The following is a 15307-nucleotide window of genomic DNA, read 5'->3' on the forward strand; positions in this document are numbered from 1 at the left end:
ATCACCGACCTGCTGCCCTTCAACTTCCCCAAAACCGCCACTGCCTGAACAGGCCAGACGCCGCCCCCGATACGAAGGCCATCCGTCAAAAGCGCAGGCGTCAACGTGCGGGGAAAATCGCGCTTACGGAATAGGAGTGTCGTTTGAATGCGACCCTCGACCTGGGACGCGCGGTTACGGTTCACGCTGACCGCAGGTCAGGAGGGCGATGCACCGCAAGCAGGCGCATTGATCGAGGGATTACCTGCTGAGGTCGTCATGGCCGATACAGCCTATGACGCCGATCACTTGCGCCAAGCCATCGCCGCCAAGGAGCGCTCGCCGTCATTCCCAACAACCCGTCACGTGCACTCAAATATCCGCTGGACAAGCATCTCTATGCCCAGCGCCATCTCGTCGAATGCTGCTTCTCAAGGCTCAAGCAGTTCCGCCGCGTCGCAACCCGCTTCGAAAAGACCGCCCGAAATTACCGCGCAGTAGTCACTCTCGCTGCCATCGTTTTATGGATGCGATAAGTGTCCACACTACCCAGTGGCTACCATTTCCCGTACCAATTCCCGGCTTGTACCATTTATGTCAACGATCTGCCATGGCAGCGACACCGTCTTGTCGCGTTTAAGGCTTCATTTGATGCGCGCAAACTTCTCGATCTCGCTTTTCTGAAGCGCGAAAGCCTAATCTTATATGCTGCCGAGGTGATGAGTGGCGCTCCCGTTGAAAACGTTAGCAAATCAGCCGGATTCGACTTCGGAACTCCAGGGCGTTTCGCTTAAGATCGCTGACAAAAAGCTCGTCACCTTACCAGGTCTCAAGCTGCCGTTGGCAATGTTGGCCGGGCTCAAGACACCGATTCGATCCATCGGCGGGTGGTGGACGGTAGGAGGCCGAAGCAGATCCACGTGGCGATCAAGTTCCAGTCTCGCGCGCGCTCGCCATCGACGACGGTAGCCACTACCCAGGTCTTCCTCGGCTAGCAAACTGATCTCTTGAACACCTATGCGACGCTCAGCCTCCCCTTCGTCGTGTCGCCCAATAAGCCTGCTCATTCAACGAATAGGAGTCAACGTTGCGCACGACCGCCATGACGCTCACCGGCGCTCTATTCATTCTGGGCACTGTTAACTGTGCGAGCTCGGAGCAGATTTCTCTCCGAGTGGCATATGCCTTCCCATCTCGAGATGCCGCTTACCGAGAGAAGATCGCCAACGAATTCATGCGTCGCTATCCGGATTTTCAAATCAAGCTTGAATCCAACGCCGCTGATTGCCCCGCATTGCTACAACGAACGTTGCTCTCCTCGATGACAAACGATTTGCCGGACGTCGCCGCGTCGTCTGTTATCCCGATATGCCTATCCTCGCCCGGCGGGGATCGTTATGCCTCTTAATGATTTCATTGCCAAAGACAAGTCGTGGAACGATGTGGGTTTAAGCGCTCGCCTGAGGAGGCGATGCCTCGCATGGTACGTGATGTAACGAGTCTTCTGCCGAAGACGTAACTGCCTGAACGCCAGATTAAGATTTGCAATCTACAAGGAAATAGCAATGTCCGGGACACTGATCTCCGCCAAAGAGGCGATGAAGCGAATCGACGGGGCCGATGAGCGTCATTTCGTTGCACAGCTCGGTACTGGGTATGTGAGCCTCAGCAAGAATCGTCAGTATTTTCGCGGATACTCTTTCTTTACGAGCAAGTTTCCAGCGAAAGAACTACATGAGTTGCCCAACGATTTTGTGGCGCGCCATCTGGTCGAAATGTCCATTGTAACAGAGGCGGTGCAAACTTCTTTCAACGCGAGGAAAATGAACGTCGCGCTCTTTGGGAACAACTTTCCGCATGTGCATTGGAATATCATACCGCGATACGGCACGGACCCATTGCCCGAAGACGCTATCTGGAGCATTGATCGCGAAATCGTGGAGAGCGTACACCCATCCGATGAGGATCTGTCGAGTATCCGAGATCAACTCAAGCTCGGAATAAGAAGGCTTGCTAATCGACATGAAATCGAGGTGTCGTTTGAATGCGAGCCTCGGCCCGGGATGCCCAGCTAAGCGTACATCAGTTTCCCGCGCCGATATCGCGTAGTCTCTTCGTCTTTGTTGGGGTCGATGCAGAGCTGCCGCTGGCAGATCGAGCATCTTTCGGCGCGGGGCTATTCGCTTACATTCGTCGGAGCAAATTGTGAGTTATCCGGAAGCAAGGGAAACGAGGTTTCGTCTCTATCCAGGTGAAGAGGTCGTGGCGATTGGCCGGCACAAGCTTCTGACCTATTATCGTGCCCCTCGAGTTTTCAACCTGCCGCTTGTCGTATTCGTCCCCGGTGGCGGGCACCTCGGTCGGATTTCCTATGGCTACCCTGAAGCCAAGCAATCAGATTTCTTGGCACACTGGTTGGAAGCGTTAGGATATGGGATGCTGGCGGTTTCCTATCCAAGAGATGAAGGAAGTCACCAGAGCAACTCCGGCGACTTGACGGTTAGGGAATGGGGCGAACTAACAGCGATTGCTACAAACCGTGCCATCGAGACTCATGCGCTGACACGAAACGTGATAGCCTGCGCTTGGAGCATGGGTGGACGAGTGGCCAGATCTCTGAATATGGCGCTTTCCGCCAAATCGCTTCAACTTGAGGCCTTCATTTCACTTGCCGCAACGCCGCCGATCCCTGGCTTAGCTCCTCTTGACCTCACAACTGTCAACGTCCGATATACAGGCTACATTGATTTTTGCGCCCCTAAAAGCGGAGCTAGGACCTACGCGGATGTGTGGGAAGAAGACTTGAGATTCCAGGACGCCCAAGAAGGCAGAATGATTATTCCCGCCTCCGTATATAGAGAGGAATTTTTAGCAGAAACACCTGTGTCTATCCGCGGAGAAAGTGACAGGTTCGCCGATGGTCGCTTATACAAGTCCTTGGCTCACGCGGCATCTGATATGGGCACATTCAATTTCCCCGAGTGGCCTATTGTAGGCGCGATCATACCAAGTTCGCCGCGAGATGCTGTGCATGTCTTAGCTGATAAGGCGCGGTGGACGTTCTTTAACACCCAGAAACTTCTTGCCGATTGGCAGACACCATCAGTCGACTTTTCCGCGTTGCATCCCAAGGAGTGGCAGAGGCTCTGCGAAATTGTACTTAGCGTCGGCAATAGGCTGACAGAGCATGTTCCGGGGAATCATTTCTTTTTTGTCGGCGAAAGCGGCGCTCGGCAAACCGCGCAGTCCATCTTTCGACTCGTTCAAGCCTCCTCACGCTTAAAGAAAGAGATATCGGAAGTCCTCGATCCCTCAATGAGGACACACGAGCAAAGATATTCCGTCTCATGATCTTCAGCTACTCACTTAGCTGAACTGTCCAAGCTCGAGTCCTCCAGCGTGTAGTCACAGAACAGGAGCCGACTAGCTCAACTAGCGCAGAAAGCAATCTATTCCATAAATCACTTCCAGCTAAACTAGAGACATAGTTTGAGGACCGCCAGACTTCAATGTATCGAAGAGGCGTCATTTCAATCGTATCGATGCTTTCCATATATGAGCTATTATTGAAGCGCGGATCTTGGGTGAGATCGACCATCAAGCCTTCAACCACCGCATCTAGATTCGGAAGTGTCGGTACTGAGCGTCTGAACAATTCAAGCGTTGATTTTTGAATTCCTTCAGTCGTTACGTCGTTCATCAGCCAGATCGCAGTAAAATAACCCTGACGACGAAGCAGCCGCAGGGCTTCCTTGAGGGTCTGCTCCGTGTCGACAAGATGAAAGCCATTTCCGATAACGATCCAATCGACCTTGTCTTGCGGCAAGCCCGTGGCTTCGGCTCGTTTGAGCACAAAATCGAAACTCCCGGCGCCGTTCCCAAGTCGGATTGCTTCATCGCGCATTGCTGCGTTAGGCTCGACTGCGTACCCCGAAGCATTCGCCTCCGCGAGCGCTTTGGTAAGTATCCCTGTCCCGGCGGCGAGTTCTACAACCACAGGGTTATCCTTGTCTTTCGCGATCATGTGCCGGATGCTCTCAACGACCCGGCTAGAGTACGGTACCCGAGCGCTATAGTGAGATGCGCATGGTGAGAAATCCGTTTGCTTAATGGCTTCAACTGACATCCTTCGATCTCCAATGATGATGATTATGATGGATGATGATCGGTCCACGCCCGGGTTGACCAAAGGCCAGAACAGGCTCCTTCGCCTAATTTCTGTTATCTCCAATCGACTCCGAGCTTAAACAGGCCGTCACCTTGCATCGTCGGTACAGGAAGGCGCCTACACAGTATCTTGCCACCCCGAGAAAACCGTACCTCCTTTGGAGAGCTCCAAGGTGCCTCGATATTGTGAATCCATCCAGCAATTTGATCAGCCTCGACCTCATCTCCTGGATTGACCGCGGGTTGAAACAATCCGGACTCAGGCGCGCAAACGGTTTCAGAGATGGGCAGGCGACGGATCAAGATCGTTTCCGTATCACTTTTCCGAGCCGGCTCGCGTAGAATTTTCAGATAGGCGAGTATGCGTAAGATCCCCTCTGTTAAGAAACGCAGAGCGTCAATGTTGATGGTTGCACCTCCGCCGAGCTCCGCAGCTATAGCTGACACTCCGACCCGTTCGCACGCGGCAAAGATACTTCCCGCGTTGTGATCTTCTTGGTCCAAAACGAATGTCATCGGCATTCCGAGGACTCGGGCCAGTTCAAAAAGCCTTTCCCGCTGTGTTGTCTCGGATATGGGCGGAAGCATCGCGCAACACGCATATTCGACGTTATGTCCTCCGGAGTGCGTATCCACAACGAGTGCAGCTCTGGGTAACAAGGAGGCTTCGATAAAATGGGCGAGGACCTGAGTAGGCTTTCCAATTGGCACCCCAGGGAACGCGGTATTTAGATTACCGTCATCAAATGGCGAGAGGCGCGATCCCGAGTGGACCGCGGGGCCGTTCAAACCGGGGATAATGATGACTTGACCACTTATCGTCCGGCATTTTAGCTCTTGCGATAGCAGCCGAAGGGCGATCTGACCTTCATACTCGTCACCGTGGCAGCCGCCAAGCAACAATGCGCAGGGACCATTCCCATTCTTGACGGAGATCACGGGTATTGCTGTCCAGCCGAAAGCACTTCGGCCTGTTGAGATGGGAACGCGAATAAGCCCTGAGTGATAGCCATCGCTAGCGAGATCTGTCGTTAAGACCGCGGCACTCATCTTTCGTGAAATCCGATCATTTGTTTTTGTTGCGAATGTTACTTCGGTTACGTGAGGTTGACGCAGTAAGCCTTTTTGCGAATATCGCTCAAATATTTCGGTCAGCTTTTCAGTGACGGCTTGCTTACCAATCGCCGAGGCGGATCGTTGAATGAGACTGGAAGAGAAACTCAGTGCCAGGAAGTGCGAAAGGCTCGTATCAAACTCCCAATTCCAATGCCGAACGTTCACGTCTTCAAATCTGCGGTCAGCACCGAGTTCGCTGTAAAAATCGATCGTTGAGTATGTTCCTGCCGCGGTGGTGAAAGTGCCTCTGCGGTACTCTGAAATGCACTGTTCGACGAACTCATGATATTCGGCAAGTGCCGGACTGTCCCAGTACCGGTGTCGATTGTGAACAAGCGCCAAGATGCCGCCTGGAAGTAATGTGCGCGCGACCTCGTTGTAGAACGCGGGCCTATCAAACCGATGGGCCGCTGTAGCGGCCGCGACGGCAGACACAGACCTGTCCGGCAATGGCAATTGCTCAGCTGGTGCAATACGGAAGGTGATTTGCAGACCGCTAGGTGCTGACTTAACAGCAACATGAGTCATGTCAGCGTTCGGATCGACGCCAATGACGGAGAGTCTTCCCTTCACTTCCGCGGCGAGCACCCTTGTGAAAAGTCCTGTGCCGCTCCCAACGTCCACAATTGCACCATCGAGATGTTTGTTGGTGACGTGATCAATGATGACCCTTGCGACCTCAGCGGGATAGCTGGGCCTATAAAGGTCATAGTTTTCGCCCTCGCCAGTGAACTCGGACCAAGGGGTCTCAAAATTGTGAAAGGTGGTTGTCATCGAAACGCTCTCGATCTCTAAAACAGTTACGCTTTGATAAGGTCGCTCACTATCGCGAGACCTTTGCGGAGTTCGTTGTGATCGGCGGCGACCCCGAGTCCTATCCGGAATCTTGTGTCACCTAGGGAGGAGCCGACGGCAAAGGAATCTCCGGCCCCGACGACAACGCCTCGTTGCTTCAGGGCTTCGACGAAATCGTTGAGGTTGGGGCCATTGGGCAGTTTGATCCAAAGGTGGTAACTTGCGGGATCGATATCGAATGGCATGCCGAACGCCTGCTGGGCGATATTGCGCCGATTTTGGATTTCGACGCGCATTGAATTTAGAATTTCAGCTGCCAAGCCGGTCGCTAGCCAATGGGTCGCGATTTCCGCGATGAGAGGCGCAACCATCCAATTCGTCGTTCTAACCCCAGGCCAAAATACCTTCTGCATCTTCAACAAACTTGGACCCGCAACGTAGGCGACCCGAAGCTGGGAGGCCAGAGATTTACTGAGACCCATGATGTACCAGCTGCGTTCGGGCGCGTACGCAGAGAGCGGAGGAGGAGCCTTTTGCGGGAGAACACCATAAATGTCGTCCTCAAAGATCGAAAGATCATAACGGCGTGCGATCTTCGCGATGTCTTGCCGCCTCGTCTCGGTCATAATCGCTGAGGTGGGATTATGAAGGGTGGGCATGCAGTATAAGGCGCGCGCGTTCCCGTTGAGTTTTATGCACGCTTGATTGAGGCTTCCGGGCTCGATCCCCTCCGCATCAATTGAGATCCCGTGCAACTTTACTCCTAACAACTGCGATAGCGGTTTGATCGCGGGATAGGTGAGCGCCTCCGTCAGGAGCACGCCACCTGGTTTAACATAGTACGCAAGCAACATAGCGAGGATGCTCTGCGTACCGTTAGCGAGCACTATTCGGTCCGGATCCGGCGTTCCTTCAAATCGCCGTGCGAGCCAATTGGCACCGGCTTCACGATCTTTCGCTGTGCCGGTGAAACGAGGAAATCGAATAGCCTCCGCAACGTCCGTCTTCGCAAGATAGGAAAAGGATTCCTGGATTGCTGTCCGGATAAGCGGACTCGGAGGTGGAAAATTGCGTCCGAAGTCGATGAGCCGTGCGGAAGCCTGTGCAACTTCGCTAACGTTCGAAAGATCGTCCATTTTTGCGTCCTTGGCTTCAAACTACAACGATGTTCAGTCGGCTTAACGGGCAAGACCCGCGACAGTTGCCAGCGCGATCGAGCCGGCGATTGCAAAGCCCGTCGCGATCGGCACCGCAATTCCACGAATGGCTGGGACGCGGATTGCAGTGGTCACGTGTAACGGCGCGAGTATGATGAAGGCTGCCGCAACAATCGTCGGAAAAACATCGTCCGATAACAACGGGCGAGCGAGCAGCAGGATAGTAAGGACTGGCGTATCGTACGAAACCGGAATGCCAATAAATCGCGCGTCAGATGTGAGTCCGACATTTTCGAAATGGCTGAGCCTGATCGCGCCCGCCAATACCAGCGCCAAGCTCGCGACGAGCGACAGCATCGTGCCTTGACCAAGAAGGATAATGATCATGGCCGGGAACACAACGCCATGAATGAGATCGGCAAATCCATCGAAGCTTTTCCCGAACTCCGCCACGCCTGGACGGCGAAGATGGCGCATCTTCCGGGCAACATGCCCGTCCCAATGATCCAGAGACCAGGTCCAAAGCATTGCCGCAACGCCGAACTCTATCTTTTGGTTTAAGGCCAGGAACAGCCCGATGACGGCAAAGAGATAGGCGAGGGCGGTGATGGCATTTGCGTAATCACGCAGATACCCGATCATCGCGTTGCTCCTGTCGGCGGGATGGAACTTGCCGCGGGAAATGCGGGACTCATCGGCGGCGCGAAAATCTTCTCCGCTAGGCGCAGATCATCTTCGCTATCGATCTCGAACCAGAGGGTATCGCTGCAATCCGCCGCTGAAAGCTGCAGCTCTCGCTTCTCGACAAGCAGCGCGAGGATCTGCTCGACATAGGCCGTACGATGCCCGCTTTTCACAGCGCGGTGCAGTGCTGGCACGAGCTGTTCGCGTGAGGCGTCTGCGGAAAAGCGCGTCAGGTTGATGGTCTTGAAGAGACCCCTGGCCCGGGCCTCGACGGGCGTCTGGTTCATGGCGAACGTGACGACAGAACCATCGTCAGCCAGCTCGACGGCGGAGCCACTCATTGCTGCGTTGAACGCCGCCACAGCCGCCACGCTCTGCTGGGTAGATGAGACCGTTCGAAGTGTTCTTTCGAGGACTTCGCGCTCAAAGAACACATCGCCTTCGAGAAAGACGGTGTCGCCGGCAAGCATTGTATTTCGCGCTAGCCATAAGGAATAGGCGCTGCCGGTCCGATCGAAGATGGGATTGTGGACATACTCGATGTCGACCTCCTCGAACCGATGGCCGCAGGACTGTTCGATGGCTTCTTCGCGATAACCCACGACGATGGTTGCTTCGCGAGCCCCGAGCTCAGACAACTGATGCAGCGCGTTGTGCAGCATCGCGGTTCCGTTCACCTCCACCAAAGGTTTCGGAACAAATTCCGTGTAGGGGCGCAGCCTGGAGCCCATTCCTGCGGCAAGGATCACCGCCCGTGTACCATTGAGCATTTTGAAACGTCCTTCTGGCAAGCTTCAGGCTGGTTGCCTGGTCTTCAGGCTGTTCAGGGTCTCGACGACGCGTTTCAGTCCCGTCTCCAGCAGGTCTGGTGGAGCACCGAAACAGAGACGCAGGCCATTCACGTCGCCAAAGGTACCGCCGGCAACGGATCCCACATCGGCTTCCTCCAGGAGCAATCGTGCAATGTCGTCGGTGGATCGAAGGTGGCCGCTGGCCGGCAAAGCTGAGACAAGCCTACTGAGATCGAGATAGAAGAAGAACGAGCCGTCGGCGCCCAGCGAGCTTACGTCCTGCAGACCAGAGAGGATGCGAAGACCATTGTTGCGAGCGTCGGACAGACGCTCATGCATCCTTCGTTCAAAACTGCCGTCGCCGACTTGAAGGTGATGCAGGATGGCATGCTGTGCGATTACATTGGCATTCGAGGTCGTATGGCTCTGCAGCTTCTTGGCCGCGGAAACGATCTCTGGAGGAGCTGCGAAGTAACCCAGGCGCCAACCGGTGATCGCCAGCTCTTTTGAGAAGGCGTTGACCAGGATTGTCCTTGAACGGACGCCGGGATGCGCCATGACGATCGACTCATGGCGCGAACCGGTGAATACGAAGCTGGAGTAGCTTTCGTCGGAAACGATCCAGAGCTGATAGTTGATCGCGAGATCGCCGATAGCTTGTAGAGTCGTTCGATCATACACTGCGCCAGTCGGATTGTTCGGCGAGTTTATGATAATGGCTTTCGTGCGCGGGGTGACAGCGGCACGGATTGCATAAATTTCGGGAATATATGTCGGGGGACGGGCGTCAACGAACACGGGCTTAGCGCCGACGAGAAGAACCTGGGACGAGAATGTCGGCCAGCAGGGACGAATGATGATGACCTCATCACCGGGATTGAACACGACCAAGGCAGCGTCGAGCAGGCCCTGCTTTGCACCCGCAGTGATAGCGATGTTATCCGTATTCCAGTCGATGCCTGTTTCCGCAGACAGCTTTGCGGCGACAGCGCCGCGAAGCGGCGTCAGGCCGATGGAATCGGTATACCGGTTCGCCCCGGCATTGATGGCGGCAATCGCTCCTTCGCGCACGGATGATGGTGGCTCGATGATGACTTCGCCGGCGGCCAGATCGATGATCTGACGGCCGGTCGCGGCAGCTATCTTAGCCGCCTCACGGGCGGCGGCAGTGCCCGAACCTGACAGCAAAGACATCCGTTGCGCCAACATGTGCGCTCCTCCTGCATCGATTGTCGAGTTTGTTAAGGTGATCGCAACCGCTTCGCCGCCGGTACGCGATCTGCCTCGGCGGATATCACTCTTCCGTTTGACAACCGCGTCGTAGCCAAATGGGCTTAAGAGTTCATTGAGACCGGCGCCCCCTTCATCGCGCCATGGCGCCCTTATGCACTTACACGAAGAAGGAGGGGCGCGGTTGGAGCAGACTTGAGCACACAGTATTTTGGAATCGAGGAGCCAACGTATCGATCGCGGCCGTCGGCCAGAACAGATTTTGAGTGAGTTTGCATGCTGAACTCCTTGCGGTTGATGTTTGCGTAGCCCGATGCTCATCCGTCAAATAGTTTGCTCCCATCAGTAGATCAAATACTAGCGTTGGTAGTTGACCCGGGCGCAAACGTAAGTCGTTAGAATTGAGACGAGAGTTGCGGCTCTACGGTGCTCGGAGTCGAGTACGTCTCGAGTGGCCCTTGGCGATGGCTTCTATCATTTGCAAGCATGTCCATGCACAAGGCGGTTGAAACATGCCGCCGTCCGATCCTGAGAGTGCCGCCCGCGCTACCGACGATGCTTATTGAGCTCAGAGTGGTGCGGATAAGCGATGCATCGATGTGAACGACATCGGCGGTCGCGATCTTCGCCTTGAGACGGGCCCCCGCCCGCCCCGCTTGAAGATCATGCGGTGGCGCACTGCACCCCACCGCTCGCGGATGCGTATCAAGCTGGAGTGGTCGGGAAGAGCGTCATGCGGTCCTTAGCCGACGAACCATCGGATGGCGACATTGGCTTGAGCCTCCGATCGTCGACGATGCCTAGTGACAGCGCAGCGAGCATCAACCCTACAGCGACTTCCGGATAATCGCCCGGCCATCGCCGAAGAAGTAACAGTGAGACTTCGTGGTGTAGCCGAGAAGAATAGAGTACGCGATCGACCCGAACCGCTCGGGGATTTGGTGGCGAAGCGAGGAGGTGACGAACAGCTCTATCTGATTCTGTTCCTTCTCAGCATGTGGCGCCCTCCGACCGCGACTCACAAGGAAAACGGAATCAGTCCGCGCGAACTCTTTTCGACAACCTCCACTCGGCAGCGCTGTCACGTGGCGTTCAGCACCTTGGCGGCCGCCTTGATGCCTCGTGGGCGTCCGAGACTCACTAGCTTGAGGCCGCGCAGACCCCGCCTGGCGAGCCTGCGCAGGAACGCCATCCGCGGATGGGCCGACATCCATGCCGGGGATTTCCGGCCGGCCATCCTGCACGATGATCGCGACGATCCCCGCGACCGAGACATTGCGACCCTGCTGGCGCACCCTCACGCAGGTGGCGTCGATCCACAGAGAGGGCCATCGCCCTCGACCGGACGGGCGAGGAACGCCCCGTCAACTATCAAGCCTGCTAATTGATCTAGATGTCAGAAATGGCGAGTGATTGCCGAATGAAGGTTGGGCTGCTCAGTCGGGCTCCTCAACCGTCGCTCCTGAGGTGTTCGGCATGAAATGTCAACCACAATCTGTACTCGCCAACGGTCCTGATCGATGCACCGCATCCTCGCCCGCAGAAGTGCTGCGTGCACAGGTGTGCTCCAATCTTGAACTCTCCTTCCTCATGGAAGCGCATGACGGCCTCTCCGCTGCGATCGCCGAGCGGGCAGGGTTCAAAGGTCTCTGGGCGTCCGGTCTTTCAATTGCCTCCTCTCTTGGGTATCGTGATGTCAACGAAGCGTCATGGTGCCAACTTGTCGATGCAGTCGAGCGGATCGTGGACTCGAGCAAACTGCCTGTTCTGGTTGACGGCGATGGCGGCTTCGGGAATTTCAACAATGCACGCCTCCTTGCCCGCAAGCTCCGTCAACGAGGCGCTGCCGGCGTTGCGCTGGAGGACAGCTGCTTTCCGAAGATGAACTCGCTCATTGGCGATCGTCACCCCCTCGCCGATATCCACGAATTCTCCGGCCGCCTGCGGGCAGTCAAGGATACAGTCGCGGAAGACTTGGTCCTCGTGGCCCGGATCGAGGCGTTGATCGCGGGGCATGGAATGGACGAAGCCATTTTACGCGCTCATGCTTACGCGGACGCGGGTGCGGATGCGATCCTCATTCACTCGCGAAAGAGCACCGCGGACGAGGTTCTTTCCTTCACGCGCACCTGGCAAAGCCGATTGCCCGTCGTGATCGTGCCAACGACATACTATCGAACACCAGTCTCTGCGTATCGTAATGCCCGCATCTCAACAGTGATCTGGGCCAACCACTCAGTGCGAGCTGCAATAGCAGCAATGGGACAGGCCTGCCGTCGCGTCATTGCTGAAGAAGGCGTTGCCGGCATTGAGCCCAATATTGCGACGCTCGACGAGGTCTTCGAACTGTTGAGGTATGACGAACTTGCCCGCGCGGAAGCGCGCTATCTTCATCCTCTTGACTGAGGGCAATGACCTCGCATTTACACGCAACAGACTCGTTCTCGAAGGACCACCGTCATGCAATCGGCCGCCTTACTGTTACGCTCCACCGCATGTTTCAGCGAAGCACAGGCGTTCCCTCTCAAAATTGGATGCGCCATAGACGGGCGCACAGCTCTTGCGCGGCTGATCCGAACATGCTGCAGATCTACGGGGCTCATTTCTCTTTTGAAGAGGCGCCAACGCGGACGGTGATCCGTCGTCCTCTTCAAGAAAGCCGGTAGACTCCACACCGCGACAGCAACCACAACCACAAGTAACATTTGAGACCGAGGGAGAGCGCTTATGTTAACGCAACGGATGGTTCTGCTCAACTCTTCGGGCACAGCCGCCAACGTGACAAATCTGCGTGGCGGCGCCGTTCGCAACGTGTTCTCCTTCAGTATGCGCCGCTGGCGCAAGCAACTGACCCGGCTAGGGTTGATTGGGACCATAGTTGTCGCCTCAGCTGCGGCTGGCAGTGTCACCGATGCGCTTGCGGGAGACGAGGCGAAGGCTGCCATGCAAACCCAAATCGGCCGGGTGCAGCCGGGCGCTAAAGCCATCTCTCTACCGGTTCCCGCATGTGGCGAGACAACCCAAAAATTTGGCTCCAATGATCCGAACGATCCCGTCGATGGCACCGTCAACAAGATGATCACCGAGTGGCTGCTGGCCGGCAACAAGGCCGCTTGGAAATCCAGATTCGGTCTTGATAGGCCCGCTCTTGGCGACGCAGAGTTCGAAATCGACACCTCCGGTTACGGGAAGGATCTCTTCCTGACCGGCCCCGAAGCCAAGACCCGCGGCATCGATCCGCATCGGAAGCAAGTACTGCCGCACCGCGGTCTGTTCGATAATTCCAAGGGCATTCTCGAAAACACCATTTCAGCCGCCGACAACGCGCTTAAGCACGGTTTCCACGGTGTCGAACTCGATCTTCGCGCAGATAGGAGCGGCCATGCCTGGATGATGCATGACACTACACTCGGGCGGGTTACCGGCGATCCGAACAATTGCCTGATTTCGGATGTCCCTACCGAGGAAATCAAGAACATGAACCTCTCGATATGGAATCCTTTCAATAATGAACGAATTCCGGCGCTTGACCGCAACGGCAATCCGCAAAAGATGGAAGACCTGCAGAATATGATCGATTACGTCCGCGAGAAGAATAGAAACGGCGAGGAGTTCAACGTTATCATCGACCCCAAGGACGAGGTATCGACGATCAGAACAATCAAGGCGCTGTCGGCGCTTGATAATGCTGACGTGCGGAGGCACCTCGGCATCAAGATCTATTCAACCTATGTGCCCACTACCGACCTGATTATTGCGAGCTGGGACAGCAAGACCAGAAAAGTACTTGATCCACTGAACTTTGCCAATGTGACTGTCTCGCCTGATAACAAGCTCAATCTGATTCCGCTTCTCATCAAGGCGGAAGACGTCCAGTCGTCTAACATCGATAAAGACCAGGCGACCCAGGCCAGCGATTGGCTGACCTCCTTCGATAGGCTGGGCAATCTCACCATGGTGGAAATCTCCCGTTTCAAGGGAACCGACAACTTCGACAAGATGAATCAGGTGACCGCGAAATTCCAGGCAGCGGGCAAGAAGTTCGCCAGTACGCCTGTCACGGCGTCCTATATCTCGGAAGCGTTCTCCGTTAACGGGCAGAAGTTTTACTATAGTGCTCAGGGCGTGCCGATCACCCTGCCCGGCCGTCCCGACATGGAGTTCCGCGCCACTTTCGGCGCGCTTGAGCCCTATGCCGACGTGCTGCTGTCCGACAATGCTTATTTGGAGACGCTCTATGCCGCCGGCTATATCACTGAGGGCAGCCATGCGGATTATGCCTTTCCGATAGATGCCCACTACAACCCGGCATCCATTATCGCCGCACCGAAGGTTATCAGTGGCAAGCCGAGCTGGATGAGCGATCCACGTCATCGGTGAGCCTATGGCCCATGGTGATCTGCACCACGATTGTTGCACGCCCCCTGCAGAAAGCTGCGAAGGGATATGATGAGCTGGCCAGTCGAAGGAATCCAAACATGAAGTCCTGCAAGAGTAGGACCGCGTCAGTTGGCGGCCCGCCATCGTGAATCGGCGGACGAGACAGCGCTTGACCTCCGCCTGCCGCATTCACGCAGAAGCACGTAGTGCTAAGCTCGTGCATGAGAGCAAAAAGCAGCAACCAGCCTAACCATCACATCGTTCCGTCGGCTGCCGAACGATCGCCTGCTGCTTGGCATGAAGGGCATCCGCGCCGTGTGCAGCGGTGCCGTTCAGTACGTGGCGACGTCGGGGAATACTCGCCGCGTCTGGCCGGCTCTCCTGTTCGCGCCGATGCATGAGGAGCGACACGACATGAACGTGATCACATCAGAACGCAATTCCCTGATCTCGGAAACTTGGGCTGCGAGGTGCGTCAGCCGATCCCGGCCAGGCCCGGACAGCGCGAGCGCTACGATTATGAGTACCGCCGCAACGGCACCGTCAATCTCTTCGTTAACTTCGATCCGCATCGTGGCTGGCGCAACGTCAAGATAGCAGACCGCCGCGCCGCCGTGGTCGCCCACTGCATGCCTGAACTCGTCGACGTCCATTATCCCGATGCCGCCAGTATCCGTGTCGTGCAGGACAATCTGTCGATCAGTCCGCCGGCGCGCTGTATCAAGCATTTGCGCCCGCCGAGGCCCGTCGCATCCTGCGTCGCCTCGAATTCTACTACACACCGAAACACGCCAGTTGGCTCAACATGGTCGAGTGCGAGATCAGCGTGCTGCAGCGCCAGTGTCTCGGCCGCCGCATCGACGACGCCAAACGGCTCCGAAAAGAGATCGCAGCATGGCAACAGAAGCACGAGACCGCATCAAATGGATGTTCACAACCGACAAAGCCGGCGCCAAACTCGGCCGCGCATATCCAACCATCGCCAAAGAGTCAAAATTACTGTGATGA

At 55.9% G+C, this 15307-nt stretch carries 11 protein-coding genes and 3 pseudogenes; 7 read left to right on the forward strand and 7 right to left on the reverse strand.

Annotation, left to right across the window (positions count from 1 at the left end):
- Window positions 1-174: 174 nt before the first annotated feature.
- The 4 genes and pseudogenes from GWG65_RS28030 to GWG65_RS28045 all read left to right on the forward strand — a co-directional run.
- Window positions 175-515: pseudogene (locus GWG65_RS28030) on the forward strand (IS5 family transposase); the annotation flags it as partial.
- A gap of 551 nt (window positions 516-1066) precedes the next feature.
- The gene (locus GWG65_RS28035; RefSeq protein ID WP_275198790.1) at window positions 1067-1387 is read left to right on the forward strand and encodes a hypothetical protein; all 321 of its coding nucleotides are present in this window, start codon (window positions 1067-1069) and stop codon (window positions 1385-1387) included.
- 157 nt (window positions 1388-1544) lie between these two features.
- Window positions 1545-2054 carry an HIT domain-containing protein gene (locus GWG65_RS28040; protein WP_275198791.1) on the forward strand — a complete coding sequence of 170 codons (510 nt, stop codon included), beginning with the start codon at window positions 1545-1547 and terminating at the stop codon, window positions 2052-2054.
- 130 nt (window positions 2055-2184) lie between these two features.
- The gene (locus tag GWG65_RS28045) at window positions 2185-3330 is read left to right on the forward strand and encodes an alpha/beta fold hydrolase (protein ID WP_275198792.1); all 1146 of its coding nucleotides are present in this window, start codon (window positions 2185-2187) and stop codon (window positions 3328-3330) included.
- Between the two features lie 7 nt (window positions 3331-3337).
- Here the strand turns inward: GWG65_RS28045 and GWG65_RS28050 are convergent, their stop codons facing one another.
- The 7 genes and pseudogenes from GWG65_RS28050 to GWG65_RS28080 form a co-directional block, all read right to left on the reverse strand.
- Window positions 3338-4003: a class I SAM-dependent methyltransferase gene (locus GWG65_RS28050; RefSeq protein WP_275198793.1), complete on the reverse strand. Its 666-nt coding sequence runs from the start codon at window positions 4001-4003 to the stop codon at window positions 3338-3340.
- A 197-nt stretch (window positions 4004-4200) separates the two neighbouring features.
- A complete protein-coding gene (locus GWG65_RS28055) occupies window positions 4201-6036 on the reverse strand; it encodes a succinylglutamate desuccinylase/aspartoacylase family protein (protein ID WP_275198794.1) in 1836 nt (611 codons plus the stop codon).
- A 26-nt stretch (window positions 6037-6062) separates the two neighbouring features.
- Window positions 6063-7193 carry a PLP-dependent aminotransferase family protein gene (locus GWG65_RS28060; RefSeq protein ID WP_275198795.1) on the reverse strand — a complete coding sequence of 377 codons (1131 nt, stop codon included), beginning with the start codon at window positions 7191-7193 and terminating at the stop codon, window positions 6063-6065.
- A 42-nt stretch (window positions 7194-7235) separates the two neighbouring features.
- On the reverse strand, window positions 7236-7856 hold the full coding sequence (locus GWG65_RS28065) for a CDP-alcohol phosphatidyltransferase family protein (RefSeq protein ID WP_275198796.1): 621 nt from the start codon (window positions 7854-7856) through the stop codon (window positions 7236-7238).
- Complete coding sequence (locus GWG65_RS28070; protein ID WP_275198797.1) at window positions 7853-8668, reverse strand: phosphocholine cytidylyltransferase family protein; 816 nt, start codon at window positions 8666-8668, stop codon at window positions 7853-7855. The genes GWG65_RS28065 and GWG65_RS28070 overlap by 4 nt, the downstream gene beginning before the upstream one ends.
- A gap of 24 nt (window positions 8669-8692) precedes the next feature.
- Window positions 8693-9898, reverse strand: coding sequence for an aminotransferase class I/II-fold pyridoxal phosphate-dependent enzyme (locus GWG65_RS28075; RefSeq protein ID WP_275198798.1), 1206 nt, complete (start codon window positions 9896-9898; stop codon window positions 8693-8695).
- 1105 nt (window positions 9899-11003) lie between these two features.
- Window positions 11004-11282: pseudogene (locus tag GWG65_RS28080) on the reverse strand (transposase); the annotation flags it as partial.
- A 182-nt stretch (window positions 11283-11464) separates the two neighbouring features.
- Here GWG65_RS28080 and aepX point away from each other — a divergent pair.
- From aepX to GWG65_RS28095, 3 genes and pseudogenes are all read left to right on the forward strand, one after another.
- Window positions 11465-12325 carry a phosphoenolpyruvate mutase gene (aepX, locus tag GWG65_RS28085; protein ID WP_275198846.1) on the forward strand — a complete coding sequence of 287 codons (861 nt, stop codon included), beginning with the start codon at window positions 11465-11467 and terminating at the stop codon, window positions 12323-12325.
- Between the two features lie 321 nt (window positions 12326-12646).
- Window positions 12647-14299 (forward strand): glycerophosphodiester phosphodiesterase family protein, encoded by a 1653-nt coding sequence (locus GWG65_RS28090; RefSeq protein WP_275198799.1) that lies wholly within the window; start codon window positions 12647-12649, stop codon window positions 14297-14299.
- 458 nt (window positions 14300-14757) lie between these two features.
- Window positions 14758-15304, forward strand: a pseudogene (locus tag GWG65_RS28095) (transposase); the annotation flags it as partial.
- Window positions 15305-15307 lie beyond the last annotated feature (3 nt).

This window comes from Bradyrhizobium sp. CSA207, from assembly GCF_029051685.1.
Classification (GTDB): Bacteria; Pseudomonadota; Alphaproteobacteria; order Rhizobiales; family Xanthobacteraceae; genus Bradyrhizobium.

Excerpts from the sequence above, each read along its gene's own strand:
- GWG65_RS28040 (WP_275198791.1), top strand. The coding sequence starts at position 1,545 with ATGTCCGGGACACTGATCTCCGCCAAAGAGGCGATGAAGCGAATCGAC.
- GWG65_RS28050 (WP_275198793.1), bottom strand. The coding sequence starts at position 4,003 with ATGATCGCGAAAGACAAGGATAACCCTGTGGTTGTAGAACTCGCCGCC.
- GWG65_RS28055 (WP_275198794.1), bottom strand. The coding sequence starts at position 6,036 with ATGACAACCACCTTTCACAATTTTGAGACCCCTTGGTCCGAGTTCACT.
- GWG65_RS28060 (WP_275198795.1), bottom strand. The coding sequence starts at position 7,193 with ATGGACGATCTTTCGAACGTTAGCGAAGTTGCACAGGCTTCCGCACGG.
- GWG65_RS28065 (WP_275198796.1), bottom strand. The coding sequence starts at position 7,856 with ATGATCGGGTATCTGCGTGATTACGCAAATGCCATCACCGCCCTCGCC.
- GWG65_RS28070 (WP_275198797.1), bottom strand. The coding sequence starts at position 8,668 with ATGCTCAATGGTACACGGGCGGTGATCCTTGCCGCAGGAATGGGCTCC.
- GWG65_RS28075 (WP_275198798.1), bottom strand. The coding sequence starts at position 9,898 with ATGTTGGCGCAACGGATGTCTTTGCTGTCAGGTTCGGGCACTGCCGCC.
- GWG65_RS28090 (WP_275198799.1), top strand. The coding sequence starts at position 12,647 with ATGTTAACGCAACGGATGGTTCTGCTCAACTCTTCGGGCACAGCCGCC.